Below are 23,034 nucleotides of genomic sequence, written 5' to 3'. Positions count from 1 at the left end.
ATTTTTTCCAGTACCTAATAATGAGGGGCAAATTTATGAATTTTATCTAGATTTGCGTTAGCGATGGAGGCATTTGTTGAAGCTCTTAAAGTTGCACAAAGAGCAACTTTAAAGCGACTGCCGAGAGCGCGACCCTTGTGGTAACGCCCAGATACCTCTACTCGATATAACGGGTCTCTAAAAAATAATTAACGATGGCATCTTTCATCAAGACACTTTGCTCACCCGCTTTTAGTGGTGGCAGCTGTTCTTTCATAATATAATGCGGCCAACCTTCTTCATCTACATAATCAAATTCATAATATCCATAAGGCATGAGTAGCTTACAAATAGCAATGTGCATGAGGTCTAGCTTTTGATCTTTTTTAAATTTACGATCAAGCTGGCCCAACTCCTGCACTCCAATGAGGTAAATAATGCCATCTAAATCTAATGGATCTCCATCGGCAAATTGAGCTGAAAGTTTCTTTACTATCAAAGTCCATCTTTGTTTTAATTGTTCGTCTCTAGACATATCTTTTTACCGCAAAAGCGGTGTTTTTTTTCTATTATATTGAAGCCGTTTCGGGATTCGTTCTTAATTTGATTTCAAAGTTATTAAACTATTTCCGCTATTTTGTCGTTAGCTATTTTAAATCATAAAAATAATGTAGGTTTGCTTACACCAATGCTTTAACCCATGGCTATCATTGATATTGTTCTCGCATCACTTTTGCTTTTTGGTCTTATAAGAGGCTTTATGAAAGGCCTTTTTGTTGAAGTGGCGTCTTTAGTGGCATTGATTGCCGGAGTCTACGGCGCCATCCACTTTAGCGACTATGCGGCGGGGTTTTTAGCGAGCAAGGTAGATTGGGATGAGAAATATATTGATATTGTGGCCTTTGCCGTCACCTTTGTCATTATTGTTTTAATCATTGCACTGGCAGGGAAAGCTCTAACGAAACTTGCTAATTTTGCCGCACTGGGCATTCTCAACAAGTTACTTGGCGGTGTTTTTGGGGTGTTGAAAATTGGGTTGATTCTAAGTATCATTCTTATTGTGTTTGAAAACATGAATGATACCATACCATTTACCGACAAAGAGGATCTGGAGGATGCTGTGCTTTACAAGCCTGTAAAACAATTGGCACCAATGATCTTTCCTAGCATAATCAATAAGGGGAAAGATGATGACACTCTAAATTTGTTAGACGACACCGAAACTGAAGAGAACTAAAATGACTGCCATTTCTAGCAGTCTTTAGTATTGTGTGGGATTAATCTAAGTGATAAATTTCCATGATATCTTTAAGATATTTCTCAAAATCAATTTTGAGATCAATTAACTTACCAGTGTGAACATCGAACACCCAACCATGCACAACCAAACCTCTTTGTCTAGCTGCCTTTTGAACTACCGCAGTTTTAATGAGGTTAACGCACTGCTCTTGGACATTTAGTTCTACAAGTCGATCATATCGATTTTCTTGATCTTCAATAGCATTTAGCTCATCACGATGCATACGGTACACATCCCTAATATTACGCAACCAAGGGTTGAGAATACCCAAATCTGCAGATTGCATTGCAGCCTTAACCCCTCCACAGGCGTAATGACCACAAACCACTACATGTTTCACTTTTAGGTGTTCTACGGCATAATTCACTACAGACATCGCATTTAGGTCTATGCTAATTACCATATTAGCAATATTTCTATGTACAAAAGCTTCGCCTGGTCCTAGCCCCATGAGTTCTTCTGCAGTTACTCGACTGTCTGAACAGCCTACAAACAGTAACTCAGGATTTTGACCTTGCCCTAATTCTTCAAAATAATTAGTATCCTTAGCCAGTTTTTCTTTAATCCAAATTTCATTATTTTCAAAAACTTTATTTAAATTCATAATTGTGTTTTTTAAATTAATTTTCTGAGAGTATCCTATCTTTCAGCAGATACTTCAATTGATCTCAGTTGAGATTTACAATATGACAGCTAGTTGAAAAATTCAACAAAGCTTTTAGGGTTTTCAGCAGAACCTTTTTCTGAAATAATTTTGATATCAATATTACGTTCTTCAGCCTTGACGGCAAAGTCATCTAAAATTTCTATAATATCATAATCAAGATATCGGGTTTTTCTAACATCAAACTCTAAGTAAGTATCCTTCGGCAAACTATCCAGTTCTTTGAGAATCGCGCCCTTGTTGAAAAAGGTAACTTCTTCAGCAAGTGTCATTTTAACCTTGTTTTTTCCATCGCTCTTATCTTCGATGTGTAAGAAGTGTGAGTTTTGGTAGCTTTTTATCAAGATGACAACAATACCTACAGCCAAACCTAAGCTTATTCCTATAAGCAAATCGGTAAAGACAATACCCACTATAGTCACTATAAAAGGCACAAACTGTTTCCAGCCCAAGCCATACATTTTTTTGAAAAGTGCCGGTTTAGCAAGTTTATAGCCCACTATAAATAATACTGCTGCCAACACAGACAAGGGGATTTTGTTAAGTAAGGTCGGGATTAAAATTACAGAAATCAACAATAAAAAGCCGTGAAGAATAGCAGAAGCTTTTGTTTTTCCGCCCGATTGAATGTTTGCAGAACTTCGAACAATGACCTGAGTAATTGGCAATCCGCCTATAAGCCCGGAAATAATATTACCAGTTCCTTGAGCCAGTAGCTCTCTATTGGTAGGCGTGACATTTTTATCTGGATCAAGCTTATCGGTAGCTTCAACACATAACAGTGTTTCTAAACTAGCAACAAGTGCAATGGTAAACCCTGTGATCCAAACTTGCGGATTTGTAATTACTGAAAAATTAGGGAAACTAAATTGGCCTAAAAATGAATTGATATCATCTGGTACTGGAACACTAACTAAGTGCGACGGATCTATTCCTAAGGTCTCATTTGATTTTGTAAGCACGTAGAAAAGAATCCCTACAACAACGGCGACCAAAGGCCCCTGAATGATTTGAAAAACCTTTCCTTTTTTTGAAAGCACAATATCCCATAACAGCAGGATGGACAATGCCACAATACCCACAATCATTGAACCTAAAGTGATATTATCTGCAATATGCCCTATGGCAGAAAATGTGTTTTCCCCAGACATTTCAAAAAAACTGTCTGCTCCTTCTGGTTCAGCATCATAGCCAAAGAAATGGGGGATTTGTTTTAACACAATAATAATACCTATACCCGTAAGCATCCCTTTAATAACAGAGGATGGAAAGTAATACCCAATAATCCCTGCTTTAAGAAGACCAAAAATAATTTGAAGCGCCCCTCCAATCACTACGGCAACCAGAAAATTTTGATAGCCTCCTAGCGTTCCTATTGCTGTTAACACAATAGCGGCTAAACCTGCGGCCGGGCCGCTCACGCCGATTTTTGAACCACTTAAAGCACCAACTACAATACCTCCAATGATACCAGCTATAAGTCCAGAAAACAAAGGTGCACCACTCGCTAAAGCAATACCTAAGCATAAAGGCAATGCCACAAAAAATACGACTATACTCGCTGGTAAGTCACTTTTGATCGTTTTAATCATGTAAAAAATTCATTTGAGCCCATATTGGAATGTAAAGGCTAATTATTAATGTATTAGGACCAAAAGGGGTCCGCTAATCAAAACTACGAAATGAATTTTGGAGGTGGAGAAACAATGTTGAGTTGAGGCTTTGAATATTTTCTTGTTGCATAAGCCATTGTTAAAGGACGTTCTACGTCAAAATTAGAAAATGGGCCTAAAATAGGCTTGAAGATCAAAAGATCTAACGCCTTGTTTTTTTCGTTACCATTATTTTCCTCTTCTTCTGAAATGGAATAAAAGCAAGATACGTCCGCATCATCATCCAAAATCATGATTGCCACAGGAGCAATGATGATTACCGCAAAAAGTAATAGGAATACATATGCGACGATGGAATCTTTCATGGGACGACTAAAGCTTTATCACTCTAATGCAATATACATAAAGATTACTTTAGATATTAAATTTATAAAAAAACCTCTATAAAGTCTTTACCAATTTAATGTCATCACTCATGACCCAACCCGTCTTGCCATCTGCAATTTTTATTTTTTTCCAATTATTAACGGTGTCTAGCACTTGTACCTTAGTGCCCTCGTGAAGTTTAAAAGCCTCAGTACTTCTTAAATTTGGCTCACTTTTAATTTGCGACTCCTTTGCAAAAACAATAGCTGGTTGATTGCTCTCAACTAAACGTTCTCCATGAAACGCCAAGGCCAAAGACACAAATACCAATAACAGGCAGGAGACACTTGTAATAAATGCTAAGCGTTTTTTTAATGTTGCACTCGAAAAATAATACACTAAAAACAATATCACGAAAAGCACAGCGAGCCCCAGACTGATTTTTGCCCAAACTTCGTAGTGAAAATAACTCGCCCATCTGTTGAACAATCCTGAAAACCCGACTTCTGGCACAGTGTCAATAGCGTCTAAAGTCATGTTTTTGGCGAAAGCCAAATTATTCTTAATTTCTGTGTCATTAGGTTTCAATAAGAGCGCTTTCTCATAATAATAAATACTTGGCGCTATATTGTTGAGTTTATAATGGGCATTTCCCATGTTGAAATAAAGTGCTGCAGAATGCTCTCCACTGTCTAGAATGCTTTTGTATGTATCTAGCGCTTCATAATACTTAGCATCATTATATAAGGCATTTGCCTCTTCGAATAAAGCTTTATTTTGAGCAAAGCCTAATGAGGTGCATAAAATTGTGAGAATAAGAAGTAACTTTTTCATAACTATTTCATCTCTTTATCAATTACCGAAATGGTTCTTGCGGCTTTCTCATAATCCTGCTGCATCTCTACATTAGTGATAGGCGTATATCTTGCCAATTCACAATGCTCTAAAATACTGAGAAACTCATTAACAGTGCCTTCATTTACATCACGTTGCAACAGCGTTTCTTCAATTTTATCTTTAGTAAAATCACTGGTTTCGATATGCAATTTTGCCTTTAAATAATTGTGTAATGCTTTTTCTAGAGCAATATAAAATGCTTCTTTTTTACCCAATGCCTTTTTAGCTTCACTCAAATATCGTTTGGCAAGTCGATCTGCCTTTCTAATTTTATTTCCAAAGACATCTGCATTTCGTTCATCACGTTTTCTTCTATAAAACATCGCTAATGGAATGGCTAATAAAGGCAATAACATCGTGCTCCAAAAGCCCTTAGATTTAAAAAAAGGCTCTTGATTAACCGGTACCAAATTTGGGCTTGTTTTTAGGTATGCAAATTGATCACTATTCATCTCTACTTTTTGCTTGGTACCATCGGCCGATGCAATACTATTGTCACTGGATTTTGTGTTGACGGGACCTTCGATGACGTCGAGAATAATTTCACCCGAGGAGATGCGTTTGTAGGTTTCGGTCTCCAAATCAAAATAAGAAAACGAAATACTTGGTATAGGATATTTACCTTTGTATTGAGGCACTACGGTGTAATTATCTGATATGGAACCGCGCATTCCACCAAGATCTGTACGAACATTTTCAGTATGCTCAGGTTCATAAACTTCTAGAGAACTCGGTAAGTTTAACTTCGGAAGTTGAAACAATTTCAAATTACCAGAACCGGTTACCTCAACCCTAGCGTCTAAAGATTCTGAAGCATTCAGCTCAGATTTAGAAGTGATCACATTAAATTTAAAATCGCCTACTGCCCCAGAAAAGTCATCTGGTTTTCCTTCTTCAGGTAAAGGTTTAACATCAATGGTGCGGCTTCCAGCTGAAATTGTTCGGTTAATTTGGGCCATATGTCTACCACCAAAAATATCACGACGATTGGTTGGTACTTCTACAACCACATCTAAACTTAGCGCTTCTATCTCTAGTTTTCCAATTTTTTGAGGATACAATACTGTTTTCTTAAGAACCACATACCGATATTCCTCTCCTTTATAGATGACATTTTTTACAGGTAAGGATTTGATTTCAATGTTTTGACTCCAAAAATCATTATACTTTGGATTTTCAACTTCTCTCCAACTTTGAACACCTGTTTTTCTTGCAACATACAATTTATAAACCACAGTAATCGCTTCATTCAAATAGGGGTCTGATTTTGAGATCTCTGCCACCAGATGAATATCTTCGGTGGCCGTTTCCTCTACGTTATAAGGATCATTAGGTCTTTGAACTGGCGCGGTAATTAAGACACTAACAGGATCGGTCTTAAAAATCTCACCATCAATCTCAATACTTGCCTCGTCTATTTTTAAAGTGCCCTGCCGTTTGGGAGACAAAAAGTAACTGTAAGTCTTTGCGTAAGATCGTACCCCATTGAGCCAAGAATTGCTTACCGATGTATTTGGGCCGCCAATAACATCAAAATTGGCAAAGTCTGGCGGATTAAAATTGTCACCATCCTTATTCATCTTAAAATCAATACGTAGACGTTCGTTTTGACCCAACTTTGTCTTGCTTACCTTGGCCTCAAATGTGGTTTGGGCAAACGCGACGCTCGTAACAAACAGCGTTAAGATTAATGTGATGTGATTTATAACTTTCATTTATATATAGCTCCTTCTTTCGTGTTGATCTCAATCCATCTTTAAAACATCAGCATATTACCAATCTTTCTCAGTCTGGACTTTAACACCTTTTTGTTTCTCTGCATTCATTTTCTCCTGCACTTTTTGCTCATTATTGTTCATCGCTTCTAACAAGCTTTTTATTTGCTGAGGAGATAATTGACCAGGTTGTGGCTTAGGTTTTGCCTGATCTTCTTTTTTATCATCTGGATTGCCCTTTTTCTCATTGTCTTTTTCATCTTGGGGCTTTTGATCCTCATCTTTTTTATCGTCCCCTTCTTTCTTATCTTGGTCGCCTTGATCTTTTTTATCGTCTTTCTTTTCGTCGTCTTCTTTCTTATCCTTGTCTTTGTTTTCGTCGTCCTTGTTTTCGTCGTTTTTCTCTTCTTGATCGTCTTTGCCCTGTTGCTCTTGGGCACACTCTTTAGCAACCGCTAAATTATAACGGGTTTCATCATCAGAAGGATCATTTCGAAGTGCATTTTTAAAAGCTTCTACAGCTTCTTTACACATCTTATTTTTCATGAGGATATTGCCCATATTATGAAAGGCTTTATGTCTTTCACTCTTATCTGTTGCATTTTTTGATGCTTGCTCTAATCTATACAATGCCTCATCATAGTTGCCTTTTTCATAATAGGCATTGGCCAAATTATAGGTGCCTGCAACATTTGTAGGCTGCTCTGAAATGGCTTTACGATACTCTTTTTCTGCGGAAATATAATTGTCTGCATCTATGAGCTCATTGGCATCATAAACGTAACTATTGGCTTTTTTAAGCGATAATTGTTCTCGTTTCTCGGCCTCTTTATCTTGACCAAAAACAAAAACAGAAAGGAATAATAAGAGTAAGCTAATTGTACTTTTCATAGGTTTTTATTGATCTAATACGCTACTTGCAAAACGGATACCAAGATATAAAACAACTGTGCGTGATTGAGTTAAAGATTTTATAAAAAATGATGGGTCTCAATTTTGGGTGTTTAAAGACCTTAAAAACTGCTCACGACATCATTTCTTACCCTGTTTACTCTTGCAAATAATCAGTTCTATGTTTAATTAATGTCCTAAAAATCTTCGTTAAAAAGGTTGAGGCGTTTTAGCCAAGCGGTTTTTCGTTCTAAAAAGAAAATATCCAGGAAAAGAAAACATATCCCGAAACCTAAAAACCATTGAAACTGATCTTTAAAGTCAGCAAATTCCTTGGCCTCAAATTCGGTCTTATCCATACGGTTAAGTATGTCCTTAATGCCATCAACCACCTCAGCCGTATTGCTTCCGTTCAAATAAGCGCCATTGGCTTCCTCTGCAATTTGCTTTAACGTGTTTTCGTCTAATTTTGTGATGACGGTCTCTCCCTCGTTATTCTTTTTATAATTGAGCAGCACACCATTTCTTTTAATGGGAATTCTCCCGCCCTTCACATCTCCAACGCCAATAGTAAAAATTCGAATCCCCTCTTTACTCGCCTCTTCTGCAACTGTGTTAGCTTGCTGGTTATGATCTTCACCATCTGAAATAATAATCAATACCCTATTGGTATCTTGATCATCATCAAAATAGGTTTTTGCCAATTCAATGGCTTCGTTAATGGCTGTTCCTTGTGAAGACATCATATCGGTATTCATGTTTTGAAGAAACATTTTGGCCGAAGAATAATCTGTAGTAATTGGTAATTGCGGAAACGCTTTGCCAGCATAGGCAATGATCCCCACGCGGTCACTCCCTAAATTATTGATGATTTGGGTGACCAGTTGTTTTGATTTCTCTAAACGGTTAGGAGCAATATCCTCGGCCAGCATACTTTTAGAAACATCTACCGCAAATACAATATCTACACCTTCGCGTTTCACGGTTTCTAATCTTGTACCAATTTTTGGGTTTACCAATGCAATTGCAAAACAGGCAATGGCTAAACTCAATACAAAAATCTTTAAAATACCTTTAAAACGGGATTGGTTTGGGCTCAATCGTTTTAGCATGGCGCTATTAGCGAAACGTTTTTGCGCGCGATATTTCCAAAATTGTAGAAGGGCAAAAAGCAAAATGAGTATTGGGATCAATACTAAGACCCAAAACCATATTTTTTCTTCTAATTGATATTGAAACATGTTTATTAACTATCTAGTGTTCAGTAGGCACTACTGAACTATTTTTTCTAATTCCTTTTGATCAGTCAGGATGACGAAAGACCTATTTAAACAAAACTCTTGAATACTGTAAATTTCAGCAACACTTCCAGCAAAATTAAACCCAATGCAATGAGTACTAATGGCCTAAACTTCTCATCATAGGTAGTGAACTTTAATTCTTCGATCTCTGTTTTTTCGAGCTTATTGATTTCAGAATAAATTTCTTTAAGTTTTCTATTATCGGTCGCTCTAAAGTATTTTCCGTTAGTGACATCTGCAATCTCTTGAAGCAAGTCTTCATCAATTTCTACTTTGACACGTTGGTATTGAAAATTTCCGTTAGGTAAAAGCGCCGAAGGCGATAATGCCATCCCATTTGTTCCCAAGCCAATGGTATAGACTTTTATGCCATATTCTACAGCTAATTCACTTGCAATTTTAGGGTCTATAAATCCTGAGTTGTTTACCCCATCTGTTAACAGAATGATTACTTTACTTTTAGCCTTGCTATCTTTTAATCGGTTAACAGAAGTAGCCAAACCCATACCAATAGCAGTCCCTCCCTCAATTATAGTATTGTATTTGATGTCTCTCAATGAGCGTAGCACGATGGCTTTATCACTTGTAATGGGGGTTTTGGTGTAGCTTTCTCCAGCGTATTCTACAAGACCAATACGGTCGTTAGGGCGACCTTTAATAAATTCTGCTGCCACATTTTTCAAGGCTTCTAGACGATTGGGCTGAAGGTCTTTTGCCAACATACTTGCCGAAACATCAATAGCCATAACAATATCTATCCCCTTTGTGGTTTTGGTTTTTGTAGTCTCATCTGAGGTTCTTGGCCTTGCCAATGCTGTTATTAAAAATGCTAAAGCCAATAAACGTAGCACAAAAAGCAATGGTTTTAACTTAGGTAAAATCGATTGCTTTGGCTTAAACCCCTTGAGACTAGACATTTTTAAAGCAGCCGTTTGTTGGTTTCTTTTGACAACATACCATGCGATTGCTATTGGTAGCAGTAAAAACAACCAGAAAAACTCTTTATTAAAAAATTCGATGCCTTCAAACATTAATTTTCTACTTTTTTAAGTTCTACGGAATTTAACACGCGCTCCATAATTTCATTGGCATAGTCATTCTCATTATCCCAAACCAATATAATTTTTTGCAATACCGATTTATCATCGGCAACAAAAATGAGGATGACATATTCTCCTGTTCTAAACTCCCCTTCTTTTTCTCCCGGAAACTCACCAGTACCTGAGACCTTTATCCCTTCTGCAGCATTAGGGGTTTCAAACTTATCGCGTTTTACGATTAGATTTTTAGCGCCGTTATTCTCAAATGTCTTTATGGTTTGCTCTAATTCTGCACTAACATCAATCTCTTGATCCTTCTGTAAATTATATCTGGTGGTTCCTATGGCAATATTAAAAGCGCTATCTAAATCGCCATAATTAAAGGCAGTGACTTTAGTATTTCCTGTACTGTCAATCGCTTTCACTTCAATACGCTCAAGAACCTCTGGTGTAGAAATCATAACGGGCGGCACACCATAGGCACTATCTACCCACGTGCCTTCTAATAAGGCCTTGGTTTCATCTCCTGTTATGGTATCTATCACGTATTTGAAACCGTATTTCATACCAAATCCAGCAAAGGTTGCCAATATAATGGCAATACTTGCGGCAACGGTGAAGATGATCTTACGACGTTTTGCTTTGCGCTCGTATTCTTCCTTATATTTTTGATCTAATAATTTTTCCTCTTCAGTAGGTTCTGGTAAAGCCTGTTTTACTTGATCAATTTCTACATCAATGGTATTTCTATCTAATTTGGCAAGCTCAACATCTGGAGCAGATTTTGCAAATTTCACCAAATCGGCACGTTTCAAAATGCCCTCTATGTTTTTAATATCGTCGTAACTCAACTCAATTTTATTGGCATCTTTAAGTAATCTTAATCGGGCTACCAACTCATCGGTTGTACTTTCTAATGCGCGATCGTAGACTTTTTCATCCAAATATTTTCTGATGATAAAGGTCAGTTCAGAATAATATCCTTTTAATTCTGACCGTTGCAAATAATCGCTTTCATCTAATTTTTGCAATGCCAGTTTGGCGCGATCATAGGGTGGCAACAAGGCCATTTGTTCTTCTTCGGAAAGTGGTTTTTTACGCCAGATAAACCACCACAGCACAACACCAATAAGGGTAATGGCCAAGAGGGCAATAAGAAGGTATTTCCACCATTGACTTGGGTATTTCTCTACCTCAATCATGGGTTTGATGTCATACAACTGCTGCTTAGTAGTATCTACAGTAACAGTATTGACCTCTACCCTTAGCGAGTCTGTAAAAAATGCGTTGTCTCCAATAAGTATTTTTTGCTGCGGAATGGTGTAGGCACCAGAATCAAATTGCGTTAAACCATAACGCTTGATCAGTTTATATGTCGCGTTGTTTTTTGTGGTATCTGTTTCATAAGACTCAATCATTTCTAGAGGCATGAAGGTTTGTCCTTCAGGAAAAAGAACCAATTCTGTGGTGTCTGCCTCTACTTGAATTTGATACGTAATTTGCTCTCCAATTTTGATTTTTGTAGAATCAATAGACGAGGTCACCTGAGCTTGCACTGAATTTGATAGAAAAAAGAACAAGGCACCACAGGCCAAGATCAAGGCTTTAGAACCAAAATTGACCGATATCACATTCAAAAATCTAAAATCTCTGTTCATATATTGTAGTTCACTCTTTTGAAGATCTAACTTCACAATCTGTTCAACACCGTATATCTCACGTCTTAATTTCTACGCTTAAAATAGCCTAACAGTTTTTTGACATAACTTTCGTCAACACGACAGTCTATAACGCCTGCACCAGATTTGGTAAAGGATTCTTTATAATAGTTGACATTTTCTTTATAGTAATTACTATAATCTTCTCTTACTTTTTTAGAAGCGGTATTAATGAGCACCAGCTCTCCTGTTTCTTCGTCTTCCATTTGCACCATTCCTAGGTTAGGAATGTGCTCCTCATGTCTGTCGTAAACCCGAATACCCGTAATATCATGGCGTTTTGCTGCTATTTTAAGGGTTTGCTTATAGTCTTCTGCTATAAAATCTGAAAGCACAAAAACAATGGCCTTCTTCTTCATCACGTTTGAGAGAAATTTAAGCGCCATTGCAACATCTGTTTTTTTACTTTTCGGCTCAAATTCAATGAGCTCTCGAATAAGCCTTAATACATGTGAGCGTCCCTTTTTTGGAGGAATGTATAGTTCAATTTCATCTGAAAAGAGAATCAAACCAATTTTATCATTGTTTTGGGTTGCAGAAAAGGCTAATGTTGCGGCTATCTCTGTGATGATTTCGTCCTTAAACTGATCTTGGGTTCCAAACAATTTTGACCCAGAAATATCCACCACTAACATCATGGTGAGCTCTCGCTCTTCTTCAAACACTTTAACAAAGGGCTCATTGTATCTGGCGGTAACGTTCCAATCAATACTACGCACGTCATCTCCAAATTGATACGCTCTCACTTCAGAAAAGGTCATACCTCGCCCCTTAAAGGTCGAATGGTATTCGCCTCCAAAAATATGATCAGACAACCGACGGGTCTTGATCTCTATTTTTCGTACTTTTTTTAGAAGTTCTTTAGTATCCATGTCGTTTCAGTATACAATCTTGAGTATGCGCTTAGTGGTTCTACATAGTATTCAGCCAAGCCTCGATAGAGCTATATAACTACGAGTGCATACTAAATACCGCTAGCTTTTTAAGGCACCTCAATCTCGTTAACTATTTTACTGATGATATCTTCGGAAGTTACATTTTCTGCTTCGGCTTCGTAAGTGATGCCAATTCTATGACGCAGTACATCATAAACTACAGCACGAACATCTTCTGGAATTACATAGCCACGACGCTTAATAAATGCATAACATTTGGCAGCAGTTGCCAAGTTAATACTACCACGAGGTGATGCCCCAAAAGAGATCAATGGTTTTAAATCTCCTAATTTATATTGGTCTGGATAACGTGTTGCAAAAATGATATCTAGAATGTATTTTTCTATTTTCTCGTCCATATAGACTTCGCGAACCACATCTTGAGCTCTAAGAATCTGCTCAATAGAAACTACCGGATTTACTTTTTCCCAAGCGCCTTTAAGATTTGCTCTCATTATGAGTTGCTCGTCGGCTTGTTTTGGATAATCGATGACGGTTTTTAGCATAAAACGGTCAACTTGTGCTTCTGGCAATGGATAGGTTCCTTCTTGCTCTACTGGGTTTTGGGTGGCCATAACTAAAAATGGCTTATCTAAAATAAAAGTTTCATCACCAATAGTCACCTGTTTCTCTTGCATGGCCTCTAAAAGGGCAGATTGCACTTTGGCTGGCGCTCTGTTAATCTCATCGGCAAGTACAAAATTTGCGAAGATGGGACCCTTTTTAATAGAGAAATCATTGATCTTCATATTATAAATGAGGGTACCAACCACATCGGCAGGCAATAAATCTGGAGTAAACTGTATTCTACTAAAACTAGCATCTACAGCTTGTGACAAGGTGTTAATTGCTAAAGTCTTAGCTAGTCCAGGGACACCTTCAAGCAAAATATGGCCTCGTCCTAAAAGCCCTATGAGCAAACGCTCTACCATGTGCTTTTGACCAACGATGACTTTATTCATTTCCATCATCAACAAATCGACAAAGGCACTTTCTCTTTCTATCTTCTCATTAATAGACTTGATGTCTATTGTACCTGTTTCTTCCATTGAAATTATATTTAGTTCAGCATGTTTTGGAGGTCAATTGTGCTCTATTCACGTTTTCACAGCAAAAGCAGAATTTCATTCGTAATTAAATAAAAGCAGAATTGAATGCCCCTCTAATAGACGTGCAAATTGTTAATTTTTTTCATTTATTGCTGTTAATAATTGGTTAAAAAGCAAAGCGCAACACCTTAAGGGTATTGCGCTTTGCTTTATATTGTATGTTGACATTAGTCAATTCTAACATAATGTCACTTAATTATTCAAATGTCTCATTAAAGTATTCATTTCTGGTCTAAAGTTGATGTCGTCATTAGCTATAACAACAGAATTATCAGCCTCAAATTCTAAAATAAATTCATAGCTCTTATTTGCGGCCAAGGTTGTTGATACAATGTTAGAAGGAGCTATTTCACCATCTTGAGCCACTAATTTTTTTGTAACATTATCAATAACAATAACATTGTTGTCTCCTAAAATTAGTTTGATTTTTTTGATTTTACCTGCAGGCACCAAAGCGTTCTCCACTAATACCAACTCAGCACCTTCATTATATTGTGATAAATTCTGCACACCTCTATTTATTGTCGCTAGTGGTAACCAACTGTTGGCGTCAAATTCGTTATCGCCAATCATTAGTTTAACAGATTCTATATCTAACATAAGACGATTAGTATCTTCTGAAGCGCTCTTAAGTTTTACGCTTACGACTGACTGCGAATCGTTAAGACCTTCACTGTCATTAGAACAGCTTGAAAGCATAACCAAAATAAATAAAGAAAATAGTATAGATTTGTAGGTAGATAGATTTTTCACAACTTGGGGTTTTAAAGATTATCTTATACAAAGTTATTGCAGTCTTTTGCTTTTGACTATTTTTATACGTCAAACGCAAATAAATCAGTATAAACCGTGGAAAGATGCAGATATTCTCGATTAATTGCAGGCACTATGACCTGGGGATCATGGGGTAAGCAATTAAAAACAACCGACATGGTTGCTCTAATGCACCACTGTATTTCAAATGATATTACCACCTTTGACCATGCCGATATTTATGGTGGCTACACTACTGAAAAGGACTTCGGAATTGCATTTGCTGAAAGCGGCATAAAAAGAACCGATATTCAATTGATAAGTAAATGTGGGATTCAATTGATTGACGCCCATAGAAAAACCACGGTGAAACATTACAACTACCATAAAGACTATATTATTACATCTGCGGAAGCGTCTTTAAGAAATTTAAAAACAGACTATTTAGATGTACTGCTCTTACATAGACCCAGCCCTTTGATGCAACCTGACGCTATTTCAGAAGCCATTGACCAACTGCTTCAACAGGGTAAAATCAAATCGTTTGGAGTCTCTAATTTTACAGCTTCCCAAACCCAAATGTTATCAAATAAGATTCCCATAAGCGCCAATCAAATCGAATGTTCACTAACCGCACCATCAGCGATGGTAGATGGAAGCCTAGATCACATGATGGCCAACAACATTGATGCCATGGCTTGGTCACCTTTAAGCTCTATTTTTAAAGACGACACCAATCAAACAAAACGTTTGCACCAGCTTCTCGATGAACTTTGCGAGACCTATGATGCAAGTAAAGATCAATTAGTGTTGGCGTGGCTGCTTAAACATCCTGCAAACATTCGTCCCGTAATTGGCACAACAACAGCTCAACGTATAACCGATGCTTCAAAAGCCTTGACTATAGACCTTGACTTACAAGATTGGTTCAAACTACTAGAAGCAAGCCTGGGACACGAAGTTGCCTAAATAACTAGAATTAAATTCTCTTTACCGAGACCATTTTATAATACATACTATGACTAAAGACACTTCTCATTCTGAAGAAAAAAACATAAAAACAGCACTTATTACAGGCGCTACTAGCGGAATAGGAAGAGCCACCGCTTACGAGTTGGCAAAGCAAGGACTTCATTTAATTTTATGCGGAAGACGCCAAGAACGGTTAGACCAGATTCAAAAAGAACTCAGCGCTCAAACAAAAGTGCACACCTTAAATTTTGATGTGCGCGATAAAACAGCCGTTTTCGGAGCGATAGACTCAATACCAGAAGCCTTTAAAACTATTGATATTTTAATCAACAACGCCGGAAATGCACACGGACTTGACCCCATTGAAACCGGAAGCATGGAAGATTGGGATGCCATGATGGACATTAATGTAAAAGGATTACTGTATGTGAGTAAAGCTATTATTCCACAAATGTCCGAACGTAAATCTGGACACATCATCAATATTGGCTCATCGGCCGGAAAGGAAGTTTATCCAAAAGGAAACGTTTATTGCGCTAGCAAGCATGCGGTTTTAGCCATTACCGAAGGGATGCGTAAGGACTTAAACCCTTATGGGATTAAGGTTGGCGCTGTAAATCCAGGGCTTGTTGAAACTGAGTTTTCCGAAGTACGTTTTAAAGGCGATAAAAAGGCAGATGATGTTTACAAGGGCTATAAAGCGCTACAACCTGAAGATTTAGCAGAGGTTATTTATTTCGTTATCTCAAGGCCTTCTCATGTTAATATTGCAGATGTCCTTCTATTCTGTAAAGCACAAGCTAGCTCTACAATATTAAATAAATCGTAAGGCTTTCATTCAACTTAAGGCATAACACTTGACCAGTTTTTAAATCTAATTGCTTTTACATGAATTAAACAATAGTTCTGCTTTTTTAGAATCTTAAGATGATCAATAAACGTCTACTTATCAAAAACTTACTGGCTCATAATGATGAGAACAGTTTTTATGATAAAAAGCGAAAAATTGACATTAGCTTAAAGGAGGGTAAGGCGAAGTTTTTAAAGCACGTTTGTGCCTTGTCCAATAGCAACCCCAAGAACAACTCTTATATTGTTATTGGCGTAGAGGACGCCGATAATAAGATTTTAGGTGTTCACTTTTTTGACGATAGTAAAATTCAAAACCTCATCAACGCGTATTTGACCAATCCGCCGATTGTGCAGTATGAAAATATACCATTTCCGCATTTACCAGATAATAAAGTCGTAGGTCTGGTGACCATTAGACCAATGGATGAGCTTACCGCCTTGCGTAAAAATATCTGGAAATATTATGGTGGTTCGGTCTTTTTTAGAGATGGGAGCATTAGTATGCCCAAAGTCTTTGACCTTGTAATTAAAGACGTCAATTCTAAAATCGTAGGGGCGATAGAAGCGCATGCCCAGAACAATATTGAATACACCTTAGACGGCGTTTTTGATTTTTTGAACAAACGAAAAGATTACAACCCTCAATATAAAGTCTTTAAAGAGTATTTCGTGGTGTGTTGGTCTGGACAGCAAAAGGTGGTCAAAAATGCGGTGTATTTTTCAAGAGTAGACATTGAGCTCATTAATGAACAAGTGCGACTGTTCTTTTCAACATTTGACGAGGTCGCTATATCTTATAATGAGGGTCATTTCAAAATCGTAGAGTATGTGAGTTTAGGACTTCAAAACGCTTTCAAATACTACGAGCTTGAAGAAACCATCATCAAATTTCAAGATAATGCACAATATCATATCGAGACCAAACTCTTGTTTCAACCACCACAATACGACAAGAAAGTGTTGCATCATATCTATAATGCAAATAATGCCCTATTAGAAAAACTTAAAAAAGGGCTATCGCTCAACAGTAATGAAGCAAGGGACTTAAAAAACCTTCCGGCAACGTATCTCATTTGCTATTTAAATTTGTTTCATGAGGCCATCAACAAACTTCACGAGGCCAAGCCTTACCTAAGAGATTATGATATTGACAGTTACAACTCCTATCAGGATGCTGTTCGTATTTTAAGAAAAGTAAAATACAGTTAATCGGCAAAAACATCTTTAAAATGTAGTTTATGCTAATTTTTTTGTCATTAATCGTAAAATCAATTGCATTTCATTATTAAATGTGCAATTTTGAAATGCTATTAATCAGTTTTTGAAGGTCTTATTTCAAAGTCGTAACGTCGATCGAGGAATAAGACTTTTATTTTTTACATCGGAAATTTTATAAACTCAAAATTGCCCAGATAGAAACATCTGATCTTATCAAAAAAATTATACCTTAGAAATCGATGTTTTTTTGATTTGAAGTTCTCACTTATAATGCTTTAGATATAAATGTCATTTCTAGAGTTAATTTCAGAAAAGGGACTCTTTTCCAACGTAAATTTTTAGTCCTAAACCAAAATTGTGAAACTTGATATTATTGAAGTCCTCTGAAATTTCTGGAGCCGTCTGTATTCCTGTATTGTCATTTCTATAGGAATAGTCGATGTACACTGCTAAGGTTTGAGTAATATTATAAGCTAAGTATAATTCATATTGTATGAAATGCGCATCATCTTTCTGTTGTTTTATTCTATCACTATCAATGATGTTCTTATAAATAACATTACTAACAGGCGCAATACTAGCTCCAATTGAAAAATTATCGACGACCCTTAGCTCGTATCCAACTTGTAAATAAAACGCTGAAACAGTAGTTTTATAATATCTCCCCAATACATCTTGATTTGTGACGTCGAAATAAGATGAGCTATGAAAAACACCCAAGAATAATCCTTTATAAGCAAAAATCTGAACGCCTAATTTGAAACTCAATTTCTCTTCAGTAGCTCTTCCAAAATTACTGTTTTCCATTGTGGAGGGACGAAAACCACCAATAGTAAACACAGCCGATTTCTGATTTGTCTCAACCGCCAATGTGTCTGATGTTTGATCAAAAGCATTAACTCTATTTTGAGCCACTAAATTTTCGAATGTAGAAATCAGGACGATTCCTATCACAAGAGCTATTCTAATACTCAAAATTGAATGCATTTTCAAGTTGGTCTAAAGTGATTTGCTGGGTTATTTCGGGCTGCCCGTTTATGGAATAGGTAAAAAATACATCTGATCCTAAAGTCGTTTGGATAGTGCTTGTGCTTGTTGGATTTTCATCATTTAAAATATCACTTCTAATGTCGCTCAAAAAGCATCTTGATTCCTCTACAACTAATTCTTCTTCTATATAAACTTGCTTACATTCTGTTGATTCAAATTCAAATCTGTATTCAAATTCGGTTCCTTCAGGACTTGTTCTTTCTATGTTATAATTTAATGTCGCCCTACTTTTAATAGGCACTACCCCAAGGTCTATCAGATAATCTGTTGGCGTAAATTCTTCTAAATTTGTTCTATATTGATATGTTGTATAATCTTCATTTACGTTTACTTCAATTACAAAATTATCATCACGTCCTAAAAGCGTAATAATTTCAAAAGAACCTGATTCATCGCTTAAAGCTGTTCCCAAATTCACAGCATTACCACCTATTCCTCCCTCGCCTCTAACATAAACCTCAACCTCACCATCAGAAATAGGCAAATCATTTTCATCTAATAATTGTCCCTTTATGAGTAATCTTGCATTATTATCATAGGGCACTTCACAAGACACTAATAACATCAAGGTAATTATAGAGCATAACTTAAATAATAGAATGTATTTTATTCTCATGATATTTTAATTCTATTAAAAGATACAAAAGAGATCAAAAGGTTGCGTTGTATTGTAATAAAAAAGCCACATCAATTGATGTGGCTTTTCCTTTATGTTCAAAATACCGTTTATAGGTCAAACTTAATTCCTTGTGCTAAAGGCAACTCAGTCGTATAATTGATGGTATTGGTTTGGCGTCTCATGTAAACTTTCCAAGCATCAGATCCAGATTCACGACCGCCGCCGGTATCTTTCTCTCCACCAAAAGCACCGCCAATTTCAGCACCAGAAGTACCAATATTTACGTTTGCGATACCACAATCTGATCCTTGAACAGATAAAAAGGCTTCTGCCTCACGCAGGTTGTTTGTCATGATTGCAGAAGACAATCCTTGAGCTACGTTATTTTGAATATCTAACGCATTGTGAACATCTCCAGAATATTTGAGTAAGTATAACACAGGAGCAAAAGTCTCATGCTGTACGATTTCGAATTCTGGTTTTCCTTCGGCAATAGCAGGCTTCACATAGCAGCCACTTTCATAACCTTCACCTTCTAATACTCCACCTTCAACAACGATGTTGCCGCCTTCTTCAACCACTTTACTTAACGCGTGATTGTAATTTTTAACGGCATCTTTATCAATTAGCGGCCCTACGTGATTGTTTTCATCTAAAGGATTTCCAATACGTAATTGCTTATAAGCATCTACAACGGCGTTCTTCACTTGGTCATAAATACTTTCATGTATAATCAATCTACGAGTGGATGTACAACGTTGTCCACAAGTTCCTACCGCGCCAAAAACGGCACCAATAACGGTCATTTTTACATCGGCATCTGGAGTAACTATAATGGCATTATTCCCACCAAGTTCTAATAAAGATTTTCCTAAACGTCCTGCCACTTCTTGAGCTACAATTTTACCCATTCTGGTAGAACCGGTTGCAGACACTAAAGGTACGCGCTTATCTTTAGTCATAAACTCTCCAACCTTATGATCACCATTGATCAAACAAGAAATACCTTCTGGAAGATCATTTTTAGCGAATACTTCTGCAGCAATATTTTGACAAGCAATACCACATAAAGGTGTTTTTTCACTCGGTTTCCAAACACAAACATCACCACATACCCAAGCTAAAGCTGTATTCCAAGCCCAAACCGCTACTGGAAAATTGAATGCCGAAATGATGCCTACAACACCCATAGGATGGTATTGTTCATACATTCTATGTCCTGGTCGTTCTGAGTGCATGGTTAAACCGTGTAGCTGACGAGAAAGTCCTACTGCAAAATCACAGATATCAATCATTTCCTGAACCTCACCTAAACCTTCTTGATAAGATTTCCCCATCTCGTAAGAAACCAATTTCCCTAAAGGCTCTTTTTTCTCTCTTAGTTTATCACCAAATTGACGAACAATCTCACCCCTTTGAGGCGCCGGCATGGTTCTCCATGTCTTAAATGCAGAAGTAGCAGCACTCATTACTTTTTCGTAATCTTCTTTAGACGTTGATTTTACTTTAGCAATTAATGCCCCATCTACTGGAGAATGAGAAGAAATAACTTCTCCATTTGCAAAGTTATTGGCACCTGTAGAGGTACCTTCATTTATATCTTTAACACCCAACTGCTCTAGGGCTTCTTTTATTCCGAAATCGGTAGCTACTGCTTCCATATTTACTTGTTTTTTATGAATTATTAAATTTTAACGCGAAGTTACTAATAATTTACTGTTTTTCCTTGAAGCAAGCCCTCTAAAAATGGAACGTCACGCGAGCAAAACCCTAATCTTTTAGGATTTTATTAAAGTCTTTGTCCCTTTTAAATATGCAAATCAAAAAACGAATTCTACAGCATTGGCCACACATTCTATTTTAATAGTTACAAATCATAATTACAGCATTGTAACAGGAAAGGATTACCTAAATTTGAATAGGTAAAACCGCCAATTTTAAAACCAGTCCACACCATGAAACGCCATCACCTCTTCAGTCTTCTTATTTGTATCTCTCTTATGTTTTCTTGCGGAAACCAAGATTCTAAACTAGAAGATGCCGATAATCTCTTCAAATTTCGGGATTATATCAGCTACACCTCCACTGGTTTACAATCTATTGCAGATCCTATTATCGTCAATTTATCCACTGATGTAAAAGGCTGGGAAGCGGGGCAAATCATTTCTGAAGCACTGTTGAGCATTAAGCCACACGTGGAGGGCGAACTTAAGGCCGCTAATGCACATACCTTGGTTTTTACACCAGATGAGTATCTCGATCCTGCTACCGAATATTCTGTTTCTGTTAAGCTGAGTGACATTTACAAAGCCATTCCCAGCGCTTATAGCAGCTATACTTTTCAATTTAAAACCATTTCGCCAAATTTCAGTATTAGCACAACAGATTTGCAATCGTATTCTAAACAATGGCAATATTTAGGAGCGGTGATGAAATCGGCCGATGTGATGGCGTTAGAGGATGCCAAAACATTGGTGAGCGCTTCACAAGATGGTAAAAAACTAAAATTACAATGGAATGAAATCAATGGACATTCTAAATATTTTGAATTTAAAATTGACAGCATCCATAGAACAATAGAAAATACTGACGTTTTGATTTCATGGGACGGTAGCGCAATCGACTCTGACAACATCGGCCAAAATAAAGTGACTATTCCTGGCATCAACAACTTCACCATCGTTAATCTGGAGACCATTAAAAATCCTGAGCAGTCCCTTTCCATTAATTTTTCAGACCCTTTAAAGCCACAGCAAAACTTTGATGGATTGGTGACCATACAGGGCGTCAAAACGCCAAAATTTGTTGTAGATGGCAATATCTTAAAGGTTTACCCAGACGTTAAATTGGTAGGAAACATCCAGGTAGACGTGTTTACTGGAATTTCTAATACAGACGGCTATAAACTTAAAAAACCATTTTCCGAAGTCATCTCTTTTGAAGATGTAAAACCTATGGTACGGCTTATTAGCAATGGGACGATCTTACCAAATTCTGAACAGTTGAAATTCAATTTTGAAGCCGTCAATCTCAGCGCCGTAGATGTAAGGATCATTAAAATTTACGAAGACAATATCCTTCAATTTCTTCAGGATAATCCGCTCAATAGCAATAACGAGAATGATATTAAGCGCGTGGGACGAAGAATTGCAAAACAAACCATTCAGCTCCAAACCGCTGCTGAAAATTTTGGAAAGTGGAAAGCCTACAGCATTGATTTATCTAAATTTTTTAAGGCAGATGCTGGTGCCATTTATCGGGTAGAACTCAGTTTTAATAAAAATTATGCGCTTTATGATTGCGATGCGAATGCCGCCTCCACCGAAAACCAAGAGGATAATTATGAAGATTATTATGATGAGGAAGACTATTACAATGAAGAAGCGTACACCGAAAACCTTACCGAAGATGAAAATCTAAAAGAAGAAGCGTATTGGGACAATCGCATTTACAACTATAGAAATTACCACTATAATTGGAGAGAACAAGACAATCCTTGTCATGATGCGTATTATAATCAAAACCGAATTGTTGCTCAAAACCTCATCGCCTCAAACTTAGGAGTGATTGCTAAAAAAGGGGCTAATAACGATTATTACTTTGCAGTCACCAATATTTTAAGCACAAATCCAGAAACCGGTGTTAAAATCAAACTTTATAATTTCCAACAGCAAGAGATTGGATCTGTATCAACAGACACTGAAGGTTTAGCCACCTTTAAAGGCAAAAACTTTGCGTCATTTGCTGTAGTATCTAAAGGAAAAAATACAACTTATTTAAGGCTAACCGATGGAAATTCACTTTCACTGAGCAAGTTTGATGTTTCAGGAAACCAATTGCAACAGGGCCTTAAGGGCTACATCTATGGCGAACGCGGCGTCTGGAGACCAGGTGACACTTTGTTCTTAACCTTTATGCTTAATGATAAAGACAATCCACTACCCAAAGACCATCCCGTAAAAATGGAAGTGACCGATCCTAACGGCAAACTCATTTATAAAAACGTGACGAGCCATCAGCTCAACAAAGTACTGTGGTAAAA

21 protein-coding genes are annotated in these 23,034 nt (G+C 37.1%); 5 read left to right on the top strand and 16 right to left on the bottom strand.

All coding sequences use genetic code 11. From position 1 onward, the window contains the following. Window positions 1-157: 157 nt before the first annotated feature. Window positions 158-514, bottom strand: a complete 357-nt coding sequence (locus tag P176_RS0110090; RefSeq protein WP_026754593.1) for a hypothetical protein — start codon at window positions 512-514, stop codon at window positions 158-160. 165 nt (window positions 515-679) lie between these two features. Here P176_RS0110090 and P176_RS0110085 point away from each other — a divergent pair, with 165 nt between their 5' ends. Next, window positions 680-1,216: a CvpA family protein gene (locus P176_RS0110085; RefSeq protein ID WP_026754592.1), complete on the top strand. Its 537-nt coding sequence runs from the start codon at window positions 680-682 to the stop codon at window positions 1,214-1,216. Between the two features lie 40 nt (window positions 1,217-1,256). On the opposite strand, the gene P176_RS0110080 is transcribed toward P176_RS0110085, so the two are convergent. The 12 genes from P176_RS0110080 to P176_RS0110025 form a co-directional block, all read right to left on the bottom strand. After that, a complete protein-coding gene (locus P176_RS0110080) occupies window positions 1,257-1,883 on the bottom strand; it encodes a carbonic anhydrase (RefSeq protein ID WP_026754591.1) in 627 nt (208 codons plus the stop codon). Window positions 1,884-1,972: 89 nt separating this feature from the next. Then, window positions 1,973-3,535 (bottom strand): SulP family inorganic anion transporter, encoded by a 1,563-nt coding sequence (locus P176_RS0110075; RefSeq protein WP_026754590.1) that lies wholly within the window; start codon window positions 3,533-3,535, stop codon window positions 1,973-1,975. 83 nt (window positions 3,536-3,618) lie between these two features. Continuing rightward, on the bottom strand, window positions 3,619-3,921 hold the full coding sequence (locus P176_RS0110070; RefSeq protein ID WP_026754589.1) for a hypothetical protein: 303 nt from the start codon (window positions 3,919-3,921) through the stop codon (window positions 3,619-3,621). 76 nt (window positions 3,922-3,997) lie between these two features. Then, window positions 3,998-4,756, bottom strand: coding sequence for an SH3 domain-containing protein (locus P176_RS0110065; RefSeq protein ID WP_026754588.1), 759 nt, complete (start codon window positions 4,754-4,756; stop codon window positions 3,998-4,000). Between the two features lie 2 nt (window positions 4,757-4,758). Next, complete coding sequence (locus P176_RS0110060) at window positions 4,759-6,534, bottom strand: BatD family protein (protein ID WP_026754587.1); 1,776 nt, start codon at window positions 6,532-6,534, stop codon at window positions 4,759-4,761. A 57-nt stretch (window positions 6,535-6,591) separates the two neighbouring features. Next, window positions 6,592-7,425, bottom strand: a complete 834-nt coding sequence (locus P176_RS0110055; RefSeq protein ID WP_026754586.1) for a tetratricopeptide repeat protein — start codon at window positions 7,423-7,425, stop codon at window positions 6,592-6,594. A 197-nt stretch (window positions 7,426-7,622) separates the two neighbouring features. Then, window positions 7,623-8,666, bottom strand: coding sequence for a VWA domain-containing protein (locus P176_RS0110050; RefSeq protein WP_026754585.1), 1,044 nt, complete (start codon window positions 8,664-8,666; stop codon window positions 7,623-7,625). Window positions 8,667-8,752: 86 nt separating this feature from the next. Continuing rightward, window positions 8,753-9,757, bottom strand: coding sequence for a VWA domain-containing protein (locus P176_RS0110045; protein WP_026754584.1), 1,005 nt, complete (start codon window positions 9,755-9,757; stop codon window positions 8,753-8,755). After that, window positions 9,757-11,424, bottom strand: a complete 1,668-nt coding sequence (locus P176_RS0110040) for a hypothetical protein (RefSeq protein ID WP_026754583.1) — start codon at window positions 11,422-11,424, stop codon at window positions 9,757-9,759. Before P176_RS0110040 ends, P176_RS0110045 begins: the two co-directional genes overlap by 1 nt. Window positions 11,425-11,489: 65 nt before the next feature. Continuing rightward, window positions 11,490-12,356 (bottom strand): DUF58 domain-containing protein, encoded by an 867-nt coding sequence (locus P176_RS0110035; protein WP_026754582.1) that lies wholly within the window; start codon window positions 12,354-12,356, stop codon window positions 11,490-11,492. 110 nt (window positions 12,357-12,466) lie between these two features. Next, window positions 12,467-13,468 (bottom strand): MoxR family ATPase, encoded by a 1,002-nt coding sequence (locus P176_RS0110030; protein ID WP_026754581.1) that lies wholly within the window; start codon window positions 13,466-13,468, stop codon window positions 12,467-12,469. A gap of 252 nt (window positions 13,469-13,720) precedes the next feature. Beyond that, window positions 13,721-14,281: a DUF4382 domain-containing protein gene (locus tag P176_RS0110025; protein ID WP_156033020.1), complete on the bottom strand. Its 561-nt coding sequence runs from the start codon at window positions 14,279-14,281 to the stop codon at window positions 13,721-13,723. A 96-nt stretch (window positions 14,282-14,377) separates the two neighbouring features. Here P176_RS0110025 and P176_RS0110020 point away from each other — a divergent pair, with 96 nt between their 5' ends. From P176_RS0110020 to P176_RS0110010, 3 genes are all read left to right on the top strand, one after another. Then, a complete protein-coding gene (locus tag P176_RS0110020) occupies window positions 14,378-15,250 on the top strand; it encodes an aldo/keto reductase family oxidoreductase (protein WP_026754579.1) in 873 nt (290 codons plus the stop codon). A gap of 49 nt (window positions 15,251-15,299) precedes the next feature. Beyond that, a complete protein-coding gene (locus tag P176_RS0110015) occupies window positions 15,300-16,082 on the top strand; it encodes an SDR family NAD(P)-dependent oxidoreductase (RefSeq protein ID WP_051605451.1) in 783 nt (260 codons plus the stop codon). Window positions 16,083-16,180: 98 nt separating this feature from the next. Further along, window positions 16,181-17,314: an ATP-binding protein gene (locus P176_RS0110010; protein ID WP_026754577.1), complete on the top strand. Its 1,134-nt coding sequence runs from the start codon at window positions 16,181-16,183 to the stop codon at window positions 17,312-17,314. A gap of 315 nt (window positions 17,315-17,629) precedes the next feature. On the opposite strand, the gene P176_RS0110005 is transcribed toward P176_RS0110010, so the two are convergent. The 3 genes from P176_RS0110005 to P176_RS0109995 all read right to left on the bottom strand — a co-directional run bounded on the left by P176_RS0110005 (window position 17,630) and on the right by P176_RS0109995 (window position 20,653). Next, window positions 17,630-18,298: a hypothetical protein gene (locus tag P176_RS0110005; protein WP_156033018.1), complete on the bottom strand. Its 669-nt coding sequence runs from the start codon at window positions 18,296-18,298 to the stop codon at window positions 17,630-17,632. After that, on the bottom strand, window positions 18,288-18,989 hold the full coding sequence (locus P176_RS0110000; RefSeq protein ID WP_156033016.1) for a hypothetical protein: 702 nt from the start codon (window positions 18,987-18,989) through the stop codon (window positions 18,288-18,290). Before P176_RS0110000 ends, P176_RS0110005 begins: the two co-directional genes overlap by 11 nt. Before the next feature lie 110 nt (window positions 18,990-19,099). Then, window positions 19,100-20,653 (bottom strand): aldehyde dehydrogenase family protein, encoded by a 1,554-nt coding sequence (locus tag P176_RS0109995; RefSeq protein WP_026754574.1) that lies wholly within the window; start codon window positions 20,651-20,653, stop codon window positions 19,100-19,102. A gap of 294 nt (window positions 20,654-20,947) precedes the next feature. Between P176_RS0109995 and P176_RS19275 the strand changes: the two genes are divergently transcribed. Next, complete coding sequence (locus P176_RS19275) at window positions 20,948-23,032, top strand: MG2 domain-containing protein (RefSeq protein ID WP_081820703.1); 2,085 nt, start codon at window positions 20,948-20,950, stop codon at window positions 23,030-23,032. The last annotated feature ends 2 nt before the right edge of the window (window positions 23,033-23,034 follow it).

It is taken from the genome of Sediminibacter sp. Hel_I_10 (assembly GCF_000688335.1).
GTDB lineage: Bacteria > Bacteroidota > Bacteroidia > Flavobacteriales > Flavobacteriaceae > Psychroserpens.
This window is presented reverse-complemented; position numbering and strand designations above follow the sequence as displayed.